At 63.0% G+C, this 17,238-nt stretch carries 20 protein-coding genes, 1 tRNA gene and 1 pseudogene; 14 read left to right on the forward strand and 8 right to left on the reverse strand.

Annotated features, from left to right (window positions below; all coding sequences use genetic code 11):
* A partial coding sequence (locus MAMT_RS10595) for a circularly permuted type 2 ATP-grasp protein (protein ID WP_142660998.1) occupies positions 1-2,125 on the forward strand: 2,125 nt, incomplete at its 5' end.
* Positions 2,122-2,994 carry a transglutaminase family protein gene (locus MAMT_RS10600; RefSeq protein WP_142660999.1) on the forward strand — a complete coding sequence of 291 codons (873 nt, stop codon included), beginning with the start codon at positions 2,122-2,124 and terminating at the stop codon, positions 2,992-2,994. The genes MAMT_RS10595 and MAMT_RS10600, both read left to right, overlap by 4 nt.
* Positions 2,995-3,199: 205 nt before the next feature.
* On the opposite strand, the pseudogene MAMT_RS10605 reads toward MAMT_RS10600, so the two are convergent.
* From MAMT_RS10605 to MAMT_RS10620, 4 genes and pseudogenes are all read right to left on the reverse strand, one after another.
* Positions 3,200-3,286 (reverse strand): annotated as a pseudogene (locus MAMT_RS10605) (recombinase family protein); the annotation flags it as partial.
* Between the two features lie 28 nt (positions 3,287-3,314).
* Positions 3,315-3,758: a hypothetical protein gene (locus MAMT_RS10610; RefSeq protein ID WP_142661000.1), complete on the reverse strand. Its 444-nt coding sequence runs from the start codon at positions 3,756-3,758 to the stop codon at positions 3,315-3,317.
* A complete protein-coding gene (locus MAMT_RS10615) occupies positions 3,748-4,275 on the reverse strand; it encodes a hypothetical protein (RefSeq protein ID WP_142661001.1) in 528 nt (175 codons plus the stop codon). Before MAMT_RS10615 ends, MAMT_RS10610 begins: the two co-directional genes overlap by 11 nt.
* A gap of 25 nt (positions 4,276-4,300) precedes the next feature.
* Entirely contained in the window at positions 4,301-4,987 is a 687-nt protein-coding gene (locus MAMT_RS10620; protein ID WP_142661002.1) for a hypothetical protein, read from the reverse strand.
* Between the two features lie 315 nt (positions 4,988-5,302).
* Here MAMT_RS10620 and MAMT_RS10625 point away from each other — a divergent pair, with 315 nt between their 5' ends.
* The 8 genes from MAMT_RS10625 (at position 5,303) to MAMT_RS10655 (ending at position 10,332) form a co-directional block, all read left to right on the forward strand.
* Positions 5,303-5,554: a hypothetical protein gene (locus tag MAMT_RS10625; protein ID WP_142661003.1), complete on the forward strand. Its 252-nt coding sequence runs from the start codon at positions 5,303-5,305 to the stop codon at positions 5,552-5,554.
* A gap of 139 nt (positions 5,555-5,693) precedes the next feature.
* The gene (locus MAMT_RS11485; protein ID WP_178087084.1) at positions 5,694-5,852 is read left to right on the forward strand and encodes an AbrB/MazE/SpoVT family DNA-binding domain-containing protein; all 159 of its coding nucleotides are present in this window, start codon (positions 5,694-5,696) and stop codon (positions 5,850-5,852) included.
* Between the two features lie 16 nt (positions 5,853-5,868).
* On the forward strand, positions 5,869-6,357 hold the full coding sequence (locus tag MAMT_RS10630) for a VOC family protein (protein WP_142661004.1): 489 nt from the start codon (positions 5,869-5,871) through the stop codon (positions 6,355-6,357).
* A gap of 142 nt (positions 6,358-6,499) precedes the next feature.
* Positions 6,500-6,988 carry a nucleoside deaminase gene (locus MAMT_RS10635; RefSeq protein ID WP_246186658.1) on the forward strand — a complete coding sequence of 163 codons (489 nt, stop codon included), beginning with the start codon at positions 6,500-6,502 and terminating at the stop codon, positions 6,986-6,988.
* A 193-nt stretch (positions 6,989-7,181) separates the two neighbouring features.
* Positions 7,182-8,228 carry a Rieske 2Fe-2S domain-containing protein gene (locus MAMT_RS10640; protein ID WP_142661005.1) on the forward strand — a complete coding sequence of 349 codons (1,047 nt, stop codon included), beginning with the start codon at positions 7,182-7,184 and terminating at the stop codon, positions 8,226-8,228.
* A gap of 241 nt (positions 8,229-8,469) precedes the next feature.
* A complete protein-coding gene (locus tag MAMT_RS10645) occupies positions 8,470-8,967 on the forward strand; it encodes a MarR family winged helix-turn-helix transcriptional regulator (protein WP_142661006.1) in 498 nt (165 codons plus the stop codon).
* Positions 8,968-8,989: 22 nt separating this feature from the next.
* Positions 8,990-9,607 carry an NAD(P)H:quinone oxidoreductase gene (wrbA, locus tag MAMT_RS10650; protein ID WP_142661007.1) on the forward strand — a complete coding sequence of 206 codons (618 nt, stop codon included), beginning with the start codon at positions 8,990-8,992 and terminating at the stop codon, positions 9,605-9,607.
* A gap of 26 nt (positions 9,608-9,633) precedes the next feature.
* The gene (locus MAMT_RS10655; RefSeq protein ID WP_142661008.1) at positions 9,634-10,332 is read left to right on the forward strand and encodes a pirin family protein; all 699 of its coding nucleotides are present in this window, start codon (positions 9,634-9,636) and stop codon (positions 10,330-10,332) included.
* A gap of 57 nt (positions 10,333-10,389) precedes the next feature.
* On the opposite strand, the gene MAMT_RS10660 is transcribed toward MAMT_RS10655, so the two are convergent.
* The 3 genes from MAMT_RS10660 to MAMT_RS10670 are packed head-to-tail and all read right to left on the reverse strand — an operon-like array spanning position 10,390 to position 13,370.
* A complete protein-coding gene (locus MAMT_RS10660) occupies positions 10,390-11,124 on the reverse strand; it encodes a M48 family metallopeptidase (protein ID WP_246186659.1) in 735 nt (244 codons plus the stop codon).
* Positions 11,121-12,323, reverse strand: coding sequence for a methyl acetate hydrolase AcmB (gene acmB / locus MAMT_RS10665; protein ID WP_142661009.1), 1,203 nt, complete (start codon positions 12,321-12,323; stop codon positions 11,121-11,123). The genes MAMT_RS10660 and acmB overlap by 4 nt, the downstream gene beginning before the upstream one ends.
* Positions 12,324-12,362: 39 nt before the next feature.
* Positions 12,363-13,370, reverse strand: coding sequence for a zinc-dependent alcohol dehydrogenase family protein (locus MAMT_RS10670; RefSeq protein ID WP_142661010.1), 1,008 nt, complete (start codon positions 13,368-13,370; stop codon positions 12,363-12,365).
* 232 nt (positions 13,371-13,602) lie between these two features.
* On the opposite strand from MAMT_RS10670, the gene MAMT_RS10675 reads away from it, so the two are divergent.
* Positions 13,603-15,210 (forward strand): inorganic phosphate transporter, encoded by a 1,608-nt coding sequence (locus MAMT_RS10675; protein ID WP_142661011.1) that lies wholly within the window; start codon positions 13,603-13,605, stop codon positions 15,208-15,210.
* Positions 15,211-15,283: 73 nt separating this feature from the next.
* Here MAMT_RS10675 and MAMT_RS10680 read toward each other — a convergent pair whose 3' ends face one another.
* A complete protein-coding gene (locus MAMT_RS10680; protein WP_142661012.1) occupies positions 15,284-15,613 on the reverse strand; it encodes a hypothetical protein in 330 nt (109 codons plus the stop codon).
* 215 nt (positions 15,614-15,828) lie between these two features.
* Between MAMT_RS10680 and MAMT_RS10685 the strand changes: the two genes are divergently transcribed.
* From MAMT_RS10685 to MAMT_RS10695, 3 genes are all read left to right on the forward strand, one after another.
* A complete protein-coding gene (locus MAMT_RS10685) occupies positions 15,829-16,497 on the forward strand; it encodes an NlpC/P60 family protein (RefSeq protein ID WP_142661013.1) in 669 nt (222 codons plus the stop codon).
* Positions 16,498-16,618: 121 nt separating this feature from the next.
* Positions 16,619-16,701 (forward strand) — tRNA-Leu (locus MAMT_RS10690).
* A gap of 308 nt (positions 16,702-17,009) precedes the next feature.
* Complete coding sequence (locus MAMT_RS10695) at positions 17,010-17,198, forward strand: helix-turn-helix domain-containing protein (protein WP_150003876.1); 189 nt, start codon at positions 17,010-17,012, stop codon at positions 17,196-17,198.
* Positions 17,199-17,238 lie beyond the last annotated feature (40 nt).

The raw sequence follows: 17,238 nt of genomic DNA on the forward strand, positions 1-17,238 counted from the left end.
GGCCGTCCGCCAGTTGGGGCCGGAGGAGTTCGCCCGCCGCGCCACCGCGCTCAACCGACTGACCGACCTGGCGGGACCTTTCGGCGATCCACCGCGCTCCATCTACGATCCGCTGCCGGTTTTGCTGACCGCCGGCGAGTTTTCGGAGCTCGAGGTGGCGATCCGACAGCGAGCCCGACTGCTCGGCCTGGTGCTGGAAGATCTCTACGGGCCCCAGAGCCTGCTCCGCCTGGGCCGGATCCCCCCCGCGCTCGTGCTCGGCCAGAGCCATTTTTTGCGCGGCCTCCACACTTCAGCCCCTTTGGCGGCCCCCCGTCTCGCGCTCTACGCCGCCGACCTGGTCCGCACCCCCGACGGTCCCTTCCGGCTGCTCCGGGATCATGCGGGAGCGATTTCCGGTCTCGGCCATGCGCTCAGCCTTCGCCGCTTGACTGCGGCCACCCTTCCGGAGCTCTTTCCCGCTGGCGGCTTGCGCTCGTTGCGCCCGGCCCGCGAGATGCTGCTCGATCATCTCTACCGGGGAGCGGGGGGAAGGCTCGTGGCCGTGCTTTCCGCCAGCACCGCTTCCTGCCCGAGCCCGGGAGCGATCGACGAGGCCCTGCTCGCCCGCTCCCTCGGCCTGCTGCGGATCGAACCGAACGACCTCGCCACGCGCAAGGGCTCCCTGCACATGAAGACGCTCAGCGGGCTGCTCCCGATCGCGACCTTGATCCGCGGGATCTCCGGGATCGACCTCGATCCGCTTGAGCAGGGCGGCCGGCCGGCACTGGGTGTTCCGGGTGCCTTCGGCGCCCTGCGCGCCGGGGTCCTTACCATCTGGAATGCCCCCGGGACGTCCCTGGTAGAGGCGGCGGAGCTCCTTCCCTTCCTCGACCGGCTCTGCGAGCCCTTGCTGGGCGAGAGCCCGCTGCTCTTGCGCGCCACCGAGGAGGATCGTGCGCTGGCTTCCCGGGCGCCCTTCGCGGACGGCCAGCTCATCGCCTCGGCCCCGATCGGCTTTCGGCTCTTCGCTTGGAATGACGGCGAGCAGTGGCGGATATTGCCCGGCGGGCTCGGCGTGCCGCTCGAGGCTTCCCGGCCGGAGGCTCCGTCACTCGGTTTCAAGGATATCTGGGTGCTCGAATCGGAGGAGGATTCCCACACCGTCGGACCTCCCCCGGTGGAACCTCCTGACCTCGGTCCCTTCCTCGCCGCCGCTCACCTCCCCTCGCGGCTGGCCGACAACCTCTTCTGGCTCGGCCGTTCGGTCGAGCGGTTGGAGGCCGCCTGCCGCCTGCTGATGCTCGCCCTGCCGCGCCTCGAATCGGGCACCTCGCTACCACGCGACATCGCCGAGCGCACCCTCCTCATCCATTGCCTCGCCCGGGCCAGGCTCGTCTCCACTGACATCGCCGGCGGCACCGCCTCAGGCCGGCTGCTGCGGGAGACCATCGCGCGCGGCCGGCTGATCGGCGGGCTGGTGAAGAAGGTAGGCGGGCTCGTCAACGCCTCCTCTGAGCGGCTTTCGCCCTCGATGCTGGCGACCGTCCGCTTCGCCCTTCGCCAGGCGGCCGACAGCCTCCCCAACGAGGAGACGGCACTCCCCATGCTGCTCAGCTTTGCCGCCACCTTTGCGGGCATCGCGGCGGAGAACATGTCCCGCGACGGCGGCTGGCTCTTTCTGGAAATGGGCCGTCGGCTCGAGCGTGGCGAGTCGATGGCGGAGAGCCTCGCCATCCTGCTCGACGCGCCGCCCGATCGGCTCGAGCCGGGCATGGCGCTGAGCATCGAGCTGGCCGATTCCGTCCTAAGCTACGATCTGCGCCATGCGGGCATCCTCTCCCCCGGCCCCGTGCTCTCGATGGTCCTGTCCGATCTCTTCAACCCGCGATCGCTCGCCTTCCAATGTGCAGCGCTGCGCGCCTGTCTCGAGCGGCTGGGTGCCGACGATGACGCGGAGACCGCCCATCGGCTGCAGCACGAGGTCACCAACCTGGTTGGCGTCGCCTCGAATCTAGGCAAGCCCCTCCAGGAGGCTGCCGCCAAGCTCCGCCTCCTTTCCGACCGGATGCACCGACGCTTCGTCGCCCTGCTCCCCGAAGCGCACTCCCTTGAGGAAAACGAAGTCCGCAACCCCGCGCCATGACCCTCTACCGGCTCCACCACACCACGGTCTACGACTATACCGGGGCGGCGGTCGTCCTAGGCACCCATTTCCTCCACCTCCTGCCGCGCGAACGCCCCGGCCAGACCGTCCTTGCAGCCCGGCTCGACATCTCCCCGATTCCCGACAGCCGCCGGGACGAGGTCGACCATTTCGGGAATTTGACCACCACGGTCTCGATTACCGGAGCGCACCGGGAATTCCGGGTGGCGATGAGTGCCACGGTCGAAGTCGGCCAGTCGGCCCTTCCGACCGCCACCCCGGCCTGGGAGGAGATCGCCGCCCGCAGCATCGACGATGTCGATCTGGTCGAGTTCTGCTTGCCCAGCGCGCTGGCCGCACCGGACGGGGAGATCGCGGCCTATGCCGCCGCCAGCTTTCCGGCGGGCCGACCGATCCTGGAAGCGCTGCTCGACCTGGGCGGGCGCCTCCACGCCGACATGACCTACGAGCCCGGTGCGACCGGCAGCTCCACCACCGCCTCCCAGGCGTTCGCCGGCCGCCGGGGCGTCTGCCAGGATTACGCCCACCTCATGGTTGCCTGCTTCCGCGCGGTCAGGCTTCCGGCGCGCTACGTCTCCGGCTACCTGCGCACCCAGCCGCCGCCGGGGCAGGAGAAGCTCCGAGGGGCGGACCAGTCCCACGCGTGGATTTCCGCGTGGGCCGGACCGGAGGCGGGCTGGATCGACTTCGACCCGACCAACCGCCTACTGGTCCGGGACGAGCATGTCACCCTCGCCTGGGGGCGCGACTTCCACGACGTCTCTCCTTTGCGGGGCGTCATCGTGGGAGGCGGACGCCACACGGTCAGGGTCCACGTTGACCTCGACCCCCTGCTGCCCCCGCTCTGATCGGACGAGGACATTCCTTTCCAAAGCCGTCCCGCCGTGCGGATTTTCTCGCGGTTGAAGACATGTCAAACTGAACTGCTCCCTAAACATCCGACCAGTGGCTAAGCTGAGAAGGAAGCCACTGGAATGAGAGACAAGGCATTCAAACGGACGCGCCATAGGCTTGCTTGCTCGGCGGCGGATGGAATGGAGCGTCGGGGCATGCTCAGCCGTCTGTTCTCGGATATTGGCAGAGGCTTTCGCGGCTGATGTCGAACTCGCGGGCTAGCTGTGCCTTCTTCTCGCCTGCGGCCATCTTGGTGCTGCTGCGCCGGGGATAATCACCCCTGAACGCCCGACACCGCCTTCGCGGGGAACGTTTGAGAGATTATGCGAGCGAGCAGGTCGCTGATTAGGTCTTCCCCATGGGCACAGCCAAAGATCCCGCTGTGCGACGGGGCATCCTTCAAAGGCTTATGGCGGAAATCGACCTCTCTTCCATCGGGACATTCGCTCCGAACCGCTCTTTTTGCCTCCCCCACGTTGAGAACGGCGATCTGCGCTTTGGCTCCGACCTTAAGTCTTCGCTCAAGAATAGGACGCAGGCGCGCGATCTGGCTCTCTCTGCTCTCCTGGTTAAGGAATTCAAGCCAGTCGACGGACAGATACTCCTCCCCCGGCCTGAGTTGGAATGCGACTCCGCTAACCTTCCCATCGATTCTAATGGAGCCTCCGCGACAGTATCGCGCAACGTGGTCCCGATCAGGAATCGAATCATCTTCCATCTGGATCCTGAATCCACTCGTTCACTCGATACGGCTCCGCCAATCGCATCACCGACTCGAGAGCGCAACTCGTAGACGCTCGCACCGTCTTGCGTGGATTTGCGGGATCGGGCGCGATAAGGACGAACTGCGCATCCTCCAGTCCAATAAATCGAACGGCAAAAAACCGGCTCGAAACATCACCCCATTCTGCCCGGATTTGTCCCGTCGGCGTTAAAACGATCTCCGGGCAGTTGAGATGGCGTTTGGCGGTTTCCTCAAGGAAGAGGAGAAAGCCAAGCAGGGAATCGATATCGATCGGCGTCTGGTCCGGTGCTTCTTCTTCCGCGATCTCCTCCAGCCCGTCGAGTCGATGCGCCAAAGTCCATGCGTGAGTGATTGTTTCTTGGCGATTCCTCAAGATCGAGATAGCTTCCCGAACGGCTTTTGGACGCACCTCGACCGTAAGCGAGTCGCTGGAATCAAAGCACGGCTCCGGAGTGGCCGAAGCGTGCTGCTCCACAAGCAACTTCTCCACGCATTCCCAAGAAAAAGTATCCGACTCAACCCCGCTCCGTCGGGAGCAGCTCGGCTCGAGTGTCCAGGTAAAACTTCCAGCTCGTTTCAAACTGGCCGATAATCTCGTCGACTCGATCCCTGGCGGGATAGGCCTTGATGTTGGAATGGAAGTTACAAGAGATCGCGATTCCATTGACCTTCTCTCCTCCCTCTTTCGTAAGCTCGCCGTCATCGAGTTGAAGATTCATTCTAGCCCCGTCAAGCGAATAGCAGAAACGCACCCCGGCTCCACAAAGCTGCTTCTTTTCCTCAAGCCACGCACCTTCCTTGATGAACCGGCGCCTTAGGAAGCCAACCCCGTCCGATAGTTCCACAAACGTGCGGAAATTGATTCCCACTGCACTATATCGCGCATGCGGGAAAACCCCCACAAGGCCTTTGGCAATTTGTGCTACAGCGCTGTGCGCCGGATCGCCCGCAGGGAGACGGTCGGAAACTTGAAGTCGATCGGGCAACGCCAGGATCGACACTCCGCTACGGAAAGAAACGGATGAGGCGGTCGGCGCACTCATGGGCGATGGCAGGGCAATCTCCCACTCGTTCGGGATCACCTGCTGCTTCTTGAGAAAATCTCCGTTGATGATTCCTGGACTCAAGCCGGCACTAGCTACAAGGACAATGGCGCATTCGACCTCTCGCAATCCCTGCAGATCCCGTGGGTTATCGTTCATTCGCCGACCCACTTAGTGACGATTGCCCCAGGAAGCCCGCTGCCAAAGCGCATTCGGCCCTCCGTGCGGTCCGGTTGGCGCATCCATTCCTGCACCAACCAGCCAGCATGAAATGGCGTCTCCAGGCGCGCATGGAGCGGAACTCCGGAAATGCGCATAACATTGTTTCTGGGGCCATAAGAATTGTTCCCAATCTGGCGAGCCACCCTGTCCTTCTCCTCGACCAACTCGCCAGGCAGCCCGTCCGGGTACACATATACGGTCGCGCGCATACCACTGAACTTACTCTTCTCCCTTGGAAAGTAGCAACTGCGGATGCCACGGTACACTCAGGCTCACTCTGCCTGGCCCCTTCCCTCTGTACGCGGCTCTCCCGCGCTCCGCGCACGACGAGCGAGTTCGATTTCTTTCGTAATTTCGGCGTCCCGCAAGTGGATCCTTTCGATCGGCCTGCTCCGCCTGCTGACTGCGGCGGCGATGCTCTTCCCGGTTCCTGACGCCCGCATTTCCGATCGTGTCGTGCTCTCAGACCCCGCAGGAGTCTCCAGCGCTCATCGCCTCTTGTGAGCCCTAACCGCTGTGATGAGGGATAGTCGTTTCCCTTAAGCTTCTTGCGCTTTCCCATGGCTAGAAATCTGCCTTACTTGCGCTTTCGCGCCGTCCGCAAGTAGGATCTGTTTGTAATGCGTCCTTACGGTGGGAACGAATGACCTCCATCGCCAAAGTGACCCGCAAAGGTCAGACCACCGTCCCCCAAGAAAGCCGCTCGGCCCTCCATCTGGTCCTAGGCGACCTCATTGCGGGCTCGGCCGACGCAGCGCAGGTCCGGGCGGCTCACGTGCCGCTTCTCCCCATAGGCACGTGACCCAAGCGGAGGCTGGATGGACCCGACAGGACGCCCGCTGCTCAACCAGGTTAATCTAATCGTCCGGGACATGGATGCCTCGATCGCCTTCTATCGACGGCTAGGACTCGATGTTCAGCCGGCGTCCTCGCCCGATTGGGCACCTCACCATGCGACGGCCCTCCTGCCGGGCGGACTACGACTCGAGATCGACACCATCGCCAGCGCGCGCCAGTGGAATCCCCGCGGGCGGCACGGCCCCGGCGGGGGAAACGTCCTCTTCTTCGGCGTCCCATCCCGAAGGTCCGTCGACGATCTCTTTGCTTCGATGACCCGCGCAGGCTATCGGGCGCAGAAGGAGCCGGAAGATGGCTTCTGGGGAGCCCGCTACGCGATCCTCGAGGATCCGGACGGCAACCCGATCGGCATCATGAGCCCGGTCGATCCGGCCCTTCGAAAGCCGCCCCCTCCCGCGCCCGGTTCCGCCAACGGGATGCCGCAGACCGGACCTTCTCCGGTCTCTTAGCCTGTATGTTAAACTGCGAAGAGGGCCAAAAAACCAAGTCCCAAGGAAACAGACCGGTCCCTTTCGCAAGCCGCAGGAGAAAGCTTGCGAGAAATGGCGGCGAGGACCAGCCACGGGACGTACACCAGCCGAGGCGAGCTCCGTGAGACCCGAAGACATCGACTTCCATGCGAACGCCCTCCAAGAAGCGGCGCTCTTGGCCCAAGAGAATGTTCGCCAAGGTAAGGGAGGCCCCTTCGGTGCGGTGATCGCCCGAGAGCGGAAGGTGATTGCCCGGGGAGTCAATCGAGTCACTGCCCAACTCGACCCAACCGCCCACGCGGAGATCGAAGCCATCCGAGCGGCAGCGCTTCTCCTGGGAACCTTCGATTTGGGAGGCTGCGTTCTCTACACGAGCTCTTACCCATGTCCGATGTGCCTGGGAGCAATCTACTGGGCGCGGCTCGACGAAGTCTTCTTCGGTTCTTCTACCGAAGAAACGGCCCAGGCCGGCTTCCGCGATGCGCTTCTCTACCGGGAATTTCAGTTGCCACCGCAAGAACGGCGATTGCGTCTTGTTGCAATCGACTCTCCGGAGTGCCGCGAAGCATTCGCCCTCTGGTCGAACTCGCCAAACAAGGTCTGGTATTAGGAGCGCCTGCGCCTGGCGCCTCACTCCTCGCAGCAGGAGCCGATCCGCGAAAGCGCCCGCGATACGGCAGGGGAGCATCCCTTGACGGCGCCGCGAGCCAAGGCGAGTTTCTGGACAAGGTGGTGGATGCCGCAGTCGCCCGTGGGACGCTCCCGCCGTCGCAGGAAGAAAACCTCCTTACTCCGGACTCGCCATGACGGCCTCCTCCTTCGAAAATCCGCCTCCCTCCCCTGCGCTGCTGGAAGCCTACCTCCGAGCGATGGCGCCGTTTTGGCATCCGCTCTGTCCCGTTGCCGCCCTTGGCAGAGAACCGATGCCGATCGAGCTTTTGGGAAAGCGATTGGCGATCGTCTGCCTCGATGGCCGAATTGCCGTCTTCTCCGATCTCTGCCCCCATTTGGGAGCGGCACTCTCGCTGGGAAGCGTCGTGAAGGGCCGGCATCTCCGTTGTCCCTACCATGGATGGAGCTTCGATGGCATGGGTCGGTGCGTCGACATTCCCGCCCGCAAGGGTCTCTCCATCCCGGCAGCCACTCGAGCGGAAACCTTCCCCTCGACGGAGGCTCATGGATTGATCTGGGCATGCCTGGCGCCACCGGCCCGATCTCCGATTCCGGACTTCCCGGAGCTCTCGGATCCCCAGTTCCACCTTGGACCGTGGAAGGAGGGGTCGACGTGGCGCGCCAGCGCTCCCCGCGTCATCCTCAGCCAGCTCGACGATACCCATTTTTGCTGGGTTCATCCAGGGACCATCGGGAGTGCAACTCATCCCGAAACTCCGGATCACAAGGTCTCTCGGACGGCGTCTACGGTGGTGTCCCGGTTTACGGTTTGGCAGCGTGCAGAGGCTCCTTCCGTTGGCCTGGGAAGCGCGACGGCGGAGAAGGACCCTTTACCGGTCTCCTACGTGATCGAGGCGGGGACGAGCAGCGTGCACATCCGCAAGCAGCGAAAGGAAGCTGCGTTTGCCGTTTTCCAGGCGGTATCCCCCGTGAGGCATGATCGCTGCCGAGTCTTTTGGCGAATCGCCCGAACTTACGACAAGAAAACGGAATCCGACCCCGTCCATGATCGAGTCCAGGACGCGATCCTCGAAGAGGACCGGAAAGTCGTCGAAAGCCAGCGTCCTTGGCTTCTCCCCCCGATTTCCGCGGGAAGAATTCGTTACCTGGGGCCCTGCGATCTGCCGCTGGTGGAATACCACCGTTGGATGGAGGAGCTCGGCGTGCCGCAACTGTGAGGGGAGAACCTTCGTCGGCGGCTTACTGGGAACGGACGCTTCGCAAAACACTCCACAAAGAAAAACTTGCCTCCCTGGAAGCCGGAGGCTGAAAAGGCGCTCGGCCGCCGATCGCTTAGCCGGCCCTTCTCCCCATCTCCCGGCCTTTGAGATGGGAATTGCGGGCAACCTGGAACACTTCCCCTTGACAGGAATGTCCACTCCTATATTTTGAATTGAAATCATTTGAATTTCAAGTGTTATGCCGACGCGATACAAAGGCTCCCAAGCCGAGGTCCGGGCGCTCAACTGCTACATCAAGCTGACTCGCGCCTCGGAGACGCTTGCCGCCGAGTTGCGCGTTCCGCTCGCCCGCGAGGGGTTGACGACCGGGCAGCTCGGGGTGCTCGAGGCGCTCCTCCACCTCGGGCCGATGAACGAGCGGGAGCTCTGCCGCAAGCTCTTGCGGAGCGGCGGCAATATCACGGTCGTCGTCGATAACCTGGAGCGACGCGGCCTGGTGCAGCGTGCAAGGAATCTCAAAGATCGCCGCTCCGTGATCGTTGCGCTGACTCCCGAAGGGCTCCGCTTCATCCGCGGGGTCTTTCCAAGTCATGCGGCCAGGATCACCGCCGCCTTGGACGTCCTGAACCCTGAGGAGCAGAGGGAGCTGGGGCGGCTCTGCCGCAAGCTCGGGCGGGGCAAGGCGGAGCAAGGAAGCGCCCTAGGCGAGCCCGTATCGACTCTCCAGAATCCATAACCCGAAAAAAGGAACATCCGCTATGGCAACTAAAGTACTGGTCGTCTTTTACAGCATGTATGGGCATGTCTATACCCTCGCCGAAGCGATCGCCGCGGGAGCCCGCGAGATTCCCGAAGTGGAGATCACCTTCCGGCAGGTCGCGGAGCTCGTGCCCGAGGAAGTTCTAGAAAAAAGCGGGGCCAAGGCGGCCCGGGAGGCTTTCGCCCATGTCCCGCTCGCCCGGGTGGAAGAATTGGCCGAGGCGGACGCGATCCTCTTCGGGACGCCTACCCGCTTCGGCAACATGGCGGCGCAGATGCGTAATTTTCTCGACCAGACCGGCGGCCTCTGGGCCAAGGGAGCGCTGGTCGGAAAGGTGGGAAGCGTCTTCACGAGCACGGCAAGCCAGCACGGCGGACAGGAAACCACGATCACGAGCTTCCACATCACCCTGCTCCACCACGGAATGGTAATCGTCGGGGTGCCCTACACGGCCCCGGGCCTAACCACCATGGCGGAGATCACCGGGGGAACGCCTTACGGCGCCTCCACGCTGACGGGCGTGGACGGCTCCCGGCAGCCTTCGGACAATGAGAAGGAGATCGCTCGCTTCCAGGGCCGCCACGTGGCGGAGATCGCCAAGCGTCTCCAACGCTAAAGCCGAACAGGCCGTTGGGAGAAACCATGTTTACGGTAAGAAGGAGCGAAGAACGGGGGAGAACCGAACTCGATTGGCTCGAGAGCCGGCATACGTTCTCCTTCGACCAGTACTACGACCCGGCGGCGATGGGCTTTTCGGTTCTGCGGGTCCTCAATGACGACCGGATCGCCGCCGGAGCGGGCTTCCCTACCCATCCCCATCGCGACATGGAGATCGTCACCTGGGTCCTGTCGGGAGCCCTGGAACATCGCGACAGCCTTGGCAACGGCTCGATCATCCGGCCCGGAGAGGCCCAGCGCATGACCTCCGGTCGCGGGGTCACCCATAGCGAGTTCAATCCCTCGCCGGAGGAAGCCCTGCATCTCCTTCAAATCTGGCTTCTTCCTGCGCGCCGGGGGCTCGAGCCCGGCTATGAGCAGCGGAACTTCCCGGAAGCGGAACGCCAGGGACGGCTGCGGCTGATCGTTTCGCCCGACGGCGCGGATGGCTCGATCACGATCCATCAGGACGCGCGGATCTATGCCGGCCTGCTCGACATGGGCTCTTCCTGGGAAGCGGAGATCGGGCCGGCGCGGCATGTCTGGCTTCAGGTGGCGCGAGGGGCCGCACGAGCCAACGGGCATCGGCTCGACGAGGGCGACGGCGCGGCGCTGGTCGAGGAAGGGAGGATCTCGATCGAAGGCATCGCCCCTGCGGAACTGCTTCTCTTCGATTTACCCTAGACCGCCTGTCTCGCAAAGTTCGTACGCGAGGCGCGGCGAGAAGAGAGAGTTCCCCCGCTAAATCGCTGGGTCTCGTGGAAAGTCGTTGAGCCGGCGTTGCCTCGTTCTCCAGTCGGGCAGAAAGCGATCGAGCAGCGCCCGAAACCGATGGTCGTGAAGGCGGACGAGAAGATGCGCCAACTCATGCACCACCACATACTCGAAGCAGTCGGACGGCTTCTTGGCGAGCTCGCTATTCAGCCGGATGTGGCGATGGCGGATATTGCAGCTGCCCCAGCGCGTCTTCATCCTTTGAACGAACAATCCGTTGACCTGGACCCCCAGACGCGGTTCCCACTCTGCGATCAGAATGGAGGCGGCTCGTCGGACCAGGCCGCGATACCAGAGAGCCAAGAGATCACCCTTTTGTTCTCTGGTCGTTCCCGGGAGCACCCGGAGCAAGATTTCGTTCGGGAGCAGCTCCACTGCTCTGGCGCCCGTTCCCTCGACGACCCGGAGCGGGTACCGGGTTCCCCACACGAAATGGCTCTCGCCGTCGCAATACGAGAAGGGGGGAAGCCGCTCCCGGCCCAGCAGGCTTTGCCGCTTCGTGCGGATCCAGTCGAGATGCGAAGCGGCGAAGGCGCAAGCAGCCTCGATCGGCATCCGGTACGGGACCGAAAGGCGGACCCTTCCATCCGGCGGATAGACCCTCAGGTGCATGTTCTTGATCTTTTTGCGTAGAAGCTCGATCTCCACCTCCCCGAACCGGAGTGGGGCCGGCGGACCGAAAGAGGATGCCCCTGCCTTCACCGGGAGTCTCCCCCTCTCCGGCGATGGCAAGCCGCGTATACGGCGCTTTCAAAGTCGACATAACCCCCGAACGAGATCGGATCGCCGAAGGGGAGCAGTTGCGTGGCCCAGTAGCCGCCGAGCCCGTTCTTGCGATCGATCCAGAAGAAGGTATTGGCCAGTCCGGCCCAACTGAGCGAGCCCGCCGGGCGGCCGGTTGATAAATCTTGCTCGTGGATCAGAAAGCTCAAGCCCCAGGATTTCGACGGCCCCGGGAGGAATTCCGCCAGGCGCGGATGGCGGGAAGCCACTCCCGGAAAGGTGCCGACCTTCCTTGCGCCGAGCTGGTTCTCTGCCGCCATCCGGATCGTCTCCGGCCGCAGCAGCCGGCGGCGTTCCCCCATTCCCTCATTGAGCCATAGGCGAATGAGCTTCATGAAGTCGCCCACGGTCCCGTAGAGGCCGTGGCCGCCCATATGGACCTCTGGGTTGGCGGGTAGTTCGAAATCGGTCGCTCGGAGGGATCCGTCGGGCTGTCGCTGGTGAAGGACCGCCAGCCGCGCCCGCATCGGCCCGGTCAGCTCGAAGGCGGTGCTCTCGATCCCGAGTGGCGCAAAAAGCCGCTCGGCGAAAACCTCGCCCAGACGGCGGCCGACGACGCCCTCGATGACCTGACCGCACCAGTCCATCCCCGTCCCGTACTCCCATCTCTCTCCGGGTTCGAAGAGGAGCGGGGTCAGCAGGCTCGCCTTGCATCCGCTGGAGCTCGAGGGCTGGCCTCGGGTCCGATGAAGCCGGAAATAAGTCGGGTGAAAAAACTCGTAACCAAATCCGGCCGTGTGCGTGAGCAGCATCCTCGTGGTGATCTCGCGTTTCGGTGGGCGAAGGATCGGCTCCCCACGTGGGTCAAATCCTTCGATCAGCGGTAAGTTCCCGATCTCGGGGGCATACTGCTTGGCGGGAGCATCGAGGTCGAGCAGGCCCTCCTCGACCAGTTGCAAGGCGGCCGTCGCGGTGTAGGCCTTCGTGGTCGAATAGAGAGCAAAGACGGTATCCGCCGTCATCTCCGCCTCGCGATCCAGCCGGCGCTTGCCCGCCGCCCCTTCGTAGAGGTTGCCCCGACGGTCGGTAACCATCGCGACGACTCCGGGAACACCGGGGCTCGCGGTGACCGTCCTCTCCAGGATCGGATCGAGTTCGGAGCGGAGCGGGAGATTCATTCGCCGCCATGTCTCACAGGCCCTTCTCCTGAGGGCAGATTAAAACTCGAGGCAGATCTTGCCGACATGCTTCCCGGACTCCTGATAGCGGAAGGCATCGGCGATCTCGGCCAGCGGAAAGGAGCGATCGATCCAGGGACGGAGGCCGGTCGCCTCCATCGCGCGCACCAGCTCGATCTGATGCCGGCGGCTTCCGACGACGAGCCCTTGGAGGCGGATCTGCCGCTGCATCAGCAAAGCGGTCCCCACCTCTCCGCGGATTCCGGTCAGAACGCCGATCAGGGAGATCTGGCCGCCGATCCGGCAGGCCCGAATCGACTGCTCCAGTGTCCCCGGTCCTCCCACTTCGACAACATGATCCACGCCTTGCCCCTCGGTCCAACGCAAGACCTGCCGGGACCAGTGGGGCTCCTGGGGATAATGGATCATGTAATCGGCTCCCAAGGCGCGAAGCCTCTCAATCTTGACATCCGAGGACGAGGTGGCGATCACGCGCGCGCCCATTGCTTTGGCGATCTGAAGGGCGAAGATCGAAACCCCGCCGGTACCCAGAACGAGCACCGTGTCGCCGGCCTTGAGCTTGCCTTCGGCCACCAAGGAGCGCCAAGCGGTAAGCCCCGCCGTCGTCAGGGTGGCTGCCTCTGCAAAACTCCAGCCGACAGGGATGCGGGTAAACCAGGAAGCCGGCGCGACCACTACTTCCCGAGCGTAGCCGTCGATGCCGTCTCCGGGCACTTGGCCGAAGTCGCCTTCGGTCGGCCCGCCTTCCTGCCAATAGGGGAAGAAACAGGAGACGACCGAATCGCCCACGGAAACCTCGGATACTCCTTCCCCGATCCCCTCGACCAAGCCCGCTCCATCCGCCATCGGGATCCGCCCCTCTTCCGTAGGCAGCTTGCCCGTGGCCAGCAGATAGTCGTGAAAGTTGAGAGAGCTGGCACGGAGCCGGACGCGGATCTCCCCCGGCCCGGGCGTTCCGGGATCTTCTCGGTTCACCAACTTGAGATGATCCAAACCACCGGGGCGTTCCAGAATGACGGCTCTCATATGCAGGCTTTCTCTCCCTGCCCATGCACTACTCTTGGGGAGATCGCAAGCCGAATGAGAAGCCCTGTTCCTTCTGCCGCCAAGCTCCGGGGGAGAGCTTCCCTCCGGTGTTGCCGAATTTCTTACGCCTCGCGCTCTCTTTGCGCTACTGTTAGCGCAGGGTCGGCGGCGCAGCCTTGACCAAACGAGGCTTCTTGGTAGTCTGCATAAAGGCTCTGCACTCTGGGGAGGGATGACTCAGATTTCGACGCAACAAGATCCCCTTCCTAAACCGACGGTTCGGCCCAGCTTCGGAGGAGGAAAGCGAGCTTTCGTACCACTCGTTCTCGTCGTCCTGACCGGAGGCGCCTATACGGCGGTCCACTTCTTCCGCGATCTCGCCGGCACCCATCCCCTCGCCCTTCTGCCCTTCCTTTTGTTGGCGGTAGCCCTCTTGACCGCCTTGTCCTTCGAGTTTGTGAACGGCTTTCACGACACGGCCAATGCCGTGGCGACGGTCATCTACACGCGCACCCTCCATCCCGGCGCCGCCGTCCTCTGGTCGGGTTTTTGGAATTTCCTCGGAGTGCTCGCCTCTTCCGGTATGGTCGCTTTCAACATCATCGCGCTGCTGCCGCCCGATCTCGTCCTCCATGTCAGCAGCCAGACGGGATTCGCCATGATCTTTGCCCTCTTGTTCTCGGCGACCCTTTGGAATCTCGGAACCTGGTACCTGGGGCTCCCCGCTTCGAGCTCGCATACGCTGATCGGCTCGGTGATCGGCGTCGGGTTAGCCAGCCGGCTTGTCTCGGGTCAAGGGGACTTTTCCGGGATCGACTGGTCCCAGGCGATCAACGTGGGGAAAGCGCTCCTCTTCTCGCCGCTGATCGGCTTCGTCCTCGCCTGCCTTCTTTTCCTGGTGAGCAAGGCTCTTGTCCACGATCCCCGGCTCTATCGCCCCCCGGCCGGTGAATCGCCCCCCCCACTCTGGATTCGCTCTCTGCTCCTCTTGACCTGCACGGGGGTGAGCTTCGCCCATGGATCCAACGACGGCCAAAAGGGGATGGGGCTGATCATGCTCATCCTGATCGGAGTCGTGCCGACTGTCTACGCCCTCAACCATGCGATCCCGGAACGGGAGACCCGTGAGATGCTTGCCGAGACCAACGCCTGCGTCCTCGTCCTGGATCGCTACGCCCCTCCCGGGGCGATTTCCGAAGGCGACCCCAGCGCGCGGGCGACAGCCTTTGTCCAGAGCCGAAGGCTTCAGCCGGATACCGTTCCGGCAATCCGTCAGCTCCTCGAGGAAGTCGCCATTCAGCTCCGCTCCTGCAAATCGTTTGCGGAGGTCCCGGCCGTCCAGGTTGCCAACATCCGGAATAAGCTCTTCGTCTTGAATCAGTCGCTGCGTACGCTCACCCGGTCACCCCAGATCGCCATGAGCAGAAGCGACCGGGAAGCCCTGACCACCTACCGCCACCAGATGGATCGCGCGATCCAGTTCATCCCCTTGTGGGTCAAGGTCGCCGTCGCCCTGGCTCTCGGCTTGGGTACGATGGTCGGCTGGAAACGGATCGTCGTGACGGTCGGGGAAAAGATCGGAAAGCAGCATCTGACCTACGCACAGGGGGCGGCGGCCGAGATCACCGCGATGACGACGATCGGCTTCGCCGACTTGTTCGGCCTCCCCGTCAGCACGACGCACGTGCTCTCCTCGGGAGTGGCCGGCACGATGACCGCCAACGGCGCCGGTCTTCAGTGGACAACCGTCCGAAACTTGGCCGCGGCCTGGGTTCTCACGCTGCCCGCCTCGATCCTGCTCTCGGGCCTGCTCTTCACCCTCTTCCGCTGGTGGAGTTGACCTCGAGGCAAATCCTCCCGGATGGGGAAGATCCCCCTCGGGTCACTCGCTTTCGTTTCTAAAAAAAATCGGCTTACAGGCCCAGGTCTTTTTCCGCTTTCTTCCAGGAGTTCTTCTCCTTCTTACCTTTGTGGTGGAGATTCTTCTTAGCCTTTTTCTCGTCCTTCTTGAGGCCCTTTTCCGTTTTCTTCTCTTCCTGCTTCCCTTCGTTCTCTACCTTCTTTTCCTCTTTCTGGGCGTCGTTCTCTGCCTTCTTTTCTTCCTTGTTTACCTGCCCACTGGCCTGCTGCTCCAGCCCGGAGGCGGAGGGGATTCCTTGAGCGAGCAGACGTCCCGAGATTCCGCAACCGAGGCCCAGCAGGGCGCTACAGACCACAAACCGCGACAGAACTTTCGTTTTCATTCTCCTCCTACAGAGCCGTCCGGAAATGCTTCGTTTCGGTCCCCTCACGCGAGGGCCCCGATCTTCGCGATTTCCGGTACGGGAGACGCGCTTCCGCAAAACGGCTTTCCCTTCGTATGACCTCCGGTCCAATCGTTGTCAAACCCCATCCCGGAGGCGATGTGGGCGCGATTTTTCTTTTCCCGCGCGGGTCCCTCGGGTAGGTCCCGACGCGAATGCGGCGCTGCCCACTGCGTTTCCTCCTTCTTCTGGTCCTCGCTCTGCCTGCCGCCAAGGCACACCCGGCTCCTCCGCCGCCCGCGCATGCCGCAGCCGCCGAGGGAAGCAAAGCGTCTGCGACGAAGCATCTTATCCTTCAGGAGATTCGCCGCCTGGCGGCTCGCCGCATCGGATACGGCGCCCGATGGCTCCCGGAAGGAAGCTCCCGCCCTTGGGTGATGGACTGCTCCAACACGGTCCGCTACCTCTTTCTCCGCTTGATGGGGGAAGATCTCGGGCGGACCGCCTCCGACCAGTTCTGCCGCTTGCAGGAAAAGGGGCTTCTCTGGTCGATTCCGTCCGATTCCCACGGCCGACCGGATCCCCTCTACCTTCGGACTCATCTCCGCCCCGGTGACCTTCTCTTTTGGGAAAATACCTATCGGCCGAAGCGCAACCCTCCGATCACTCACGTGATGATCTTCCTGGAAAGAACGCCCCGCGGCCGGTGGCTCATGGTCGGTTCGGAGCCCAATCGCGGCTTTTACAACCCCCGAGGAAGCGGCCCGGATGTGCGCCTCTTCGACCCGGTTCGCTCGATGGGCGGATACCATCGAGGCTTCATCTATGTGCCGGCCAGGCTCGTTGCCTATGGTCGCCTCTTGGGAGAAAACCAGTCACGCTGATCGATCGTCCCTTTTGCTTCCTCCCCTCCTTTCTTGACGGACGCAAGGGAAAGCGCTTTTCTTGATTCCTAGCCTTTGGTCGCGGCTGGTCTTCTTTCGAGAAGCCGCCCGCGCGAAACAGGCCGGCGTGGCGGAATGGCAGACGCGCCAGACTCAAAATCTGGTCTCGGCAACGGGGTGTGGGTTCGAGTCCCTCCGCCGGTACCCCTGGAAATCAGCAGAGTTTCCCTGGAATCCACCCTCTTCCCTGGAACCCACCGGAAGCAGGTTCGCGCACCGAAAAGCAGCATCGAGCAAACCTAAGTGGGTTTATCTGGGTTTTAGTGGCCTTACGTGGGTTTACCACTGAATTACATGGCCATTTTTACTCTGGTCAGCTCCATAGATTGCTTCGTCGGCTCCGAAGTTGCCCACCGTTCTCGGCCTCGCCGCGATCCGCGCAGAACAACTCCATCAAGACGACGATTTGCAAAAAAACATCTCGATGGGAAATCGAGGAGTTCCCGGCCGTGATGACCAGGCAGACGCTCGCAAACCTCCTCGGCGTCTCGATCCGGACGATCACCTACTGGACGGCGAAAGAGATGCTCAAGCCTTGCCGGCCGACGCTGCGCGTGACGCGCTTCCTCCGGAAGGACGTGGTCAGGTTTCTCGAACGAGGGACGGTTAACCGAACTTCCGCTGTGTGGTATCGCAAGTGACTGCAGCAGAACGTTAAGAGTTTTTCGTTCTGCCTACATG

The organism is Methylacidimicrobium tartarophylax (assembly GCF_902143375.2).
GTDB classification, from domain to species: domain Bacteria; phylum Verrucomicrobiota; class Verrucomicrobiia; order Methylacidiphilales; family Methylacidiphilaceae; genus Methylacidimicrobium; species Methylacidimicrobium tartarophylax.

Coding starts and splice junctions, on each gene's coding strand:
- MAMT_RS10600 (WP_142660999.1), top strand. CDS start 2,122: ATGACCCTCTACCGGCTCCACCACACCACGGTCTACGACTATACCGGG.
- MAMT_RS10610 (WP_142661000.1), bottom strand. CDS start 3,758: ATGGAAGATGATTCGATTCCTGATCGGGACCACGTTGCGCGATACTGT.
- MAMT_RS10620 (WP_142661002.1), bottom strand. CDS start 4,987: ATGAACGATAACCCACGGGATCTGCAGGGATTGCGAGAGGTCGAATGC.
- MAMT_RS10625 (WP_142661003.1), top strand. CDS start 5,303: ATGCCACGGTACACTCAGGCTCACTCTGCCTGGCCCCTTCCCTCTGTA.
- MAMT_RS11485 (WP_178087084.1), top strand. CDS start 5,694: ATGACCTCCATCGCCAAAGTGACCCGCAAAGGTCAGACCACCGTCCCC.
- MAMT_RS10630 (WP_142661004.1), top strand. CDS start 5,869: ATGGACCCGACAGGACGCCCGCTGCTCAACCAGGTTAATCTAATCGTC.
- MAMT_RS10640 (WP_142661005.1), top strand. CDS start 7,182: ATGACGGCCTCCTCCTTCGAAAATCCGCCTCCCTCCCCTGCGCTGCTG.
- MAMT_RS10645 (WP_142661006.1), top strand. CDS start 8,470: ATGCCGACGCGATACAAAGGCTCCCAAGCCGAGGTCCGGGCGCTCAAC.
- wrbA (WP_142661007.1), top strand. CDS start 8,990: ATGGCAACTAAAGTACTGGTCGTCTTTTACAGCATGTATGGGCATGTC.
- MAMT_RS10655 (WP_142661008.1), top strand. CDS start 9,634: ATGTTTACGGTAAGAAGGAGCGAAGAACGGGGGAGAACCGAACTCGAT.
- acmB (WP_142661009.1), bottom strand. CDS start 12,323: ATGAATCTCCCGCTCCGCTCCGAACTCGATCCGATCCTGGAGAGGACG.
- MAMT_RS10670 (WP_142661010.1), bottom strand. CDS start 13,370: ATGAGAGCCGTCATTCTGGAACGCCCCGGTGGTTTGGATCATCTCAAG.
- MAMT_RS10675 (WP_142661011.1), top strand. CDS start 13,603: ATGACTCAGATTTCGACGCAACAAGATCCCCTTCCTAAACCGACGGTT.
- MAMT_RS10680 (WP_142661012.1), bottom strand. CDS start 15,613: ATGAAAACGAAAGTTCTGTCGCGGTTTGTGGTCTGTAGCGCCCTGCTG.
- MAMT_RS10685 (WP_142661013.1), top strand. CDS start 15,829: ATGCGGCGCTGCCCACTGCGTTTCCTCCTTCTTCTGGTCCTCGCTCTG.
- MAMT_RS10695 (WP_150003876.1), top strand. CDS start 17,010: ATGACCAGGCAGACGCTCGCAAACCTCCTCGGCGTCTCGATCCGGACG.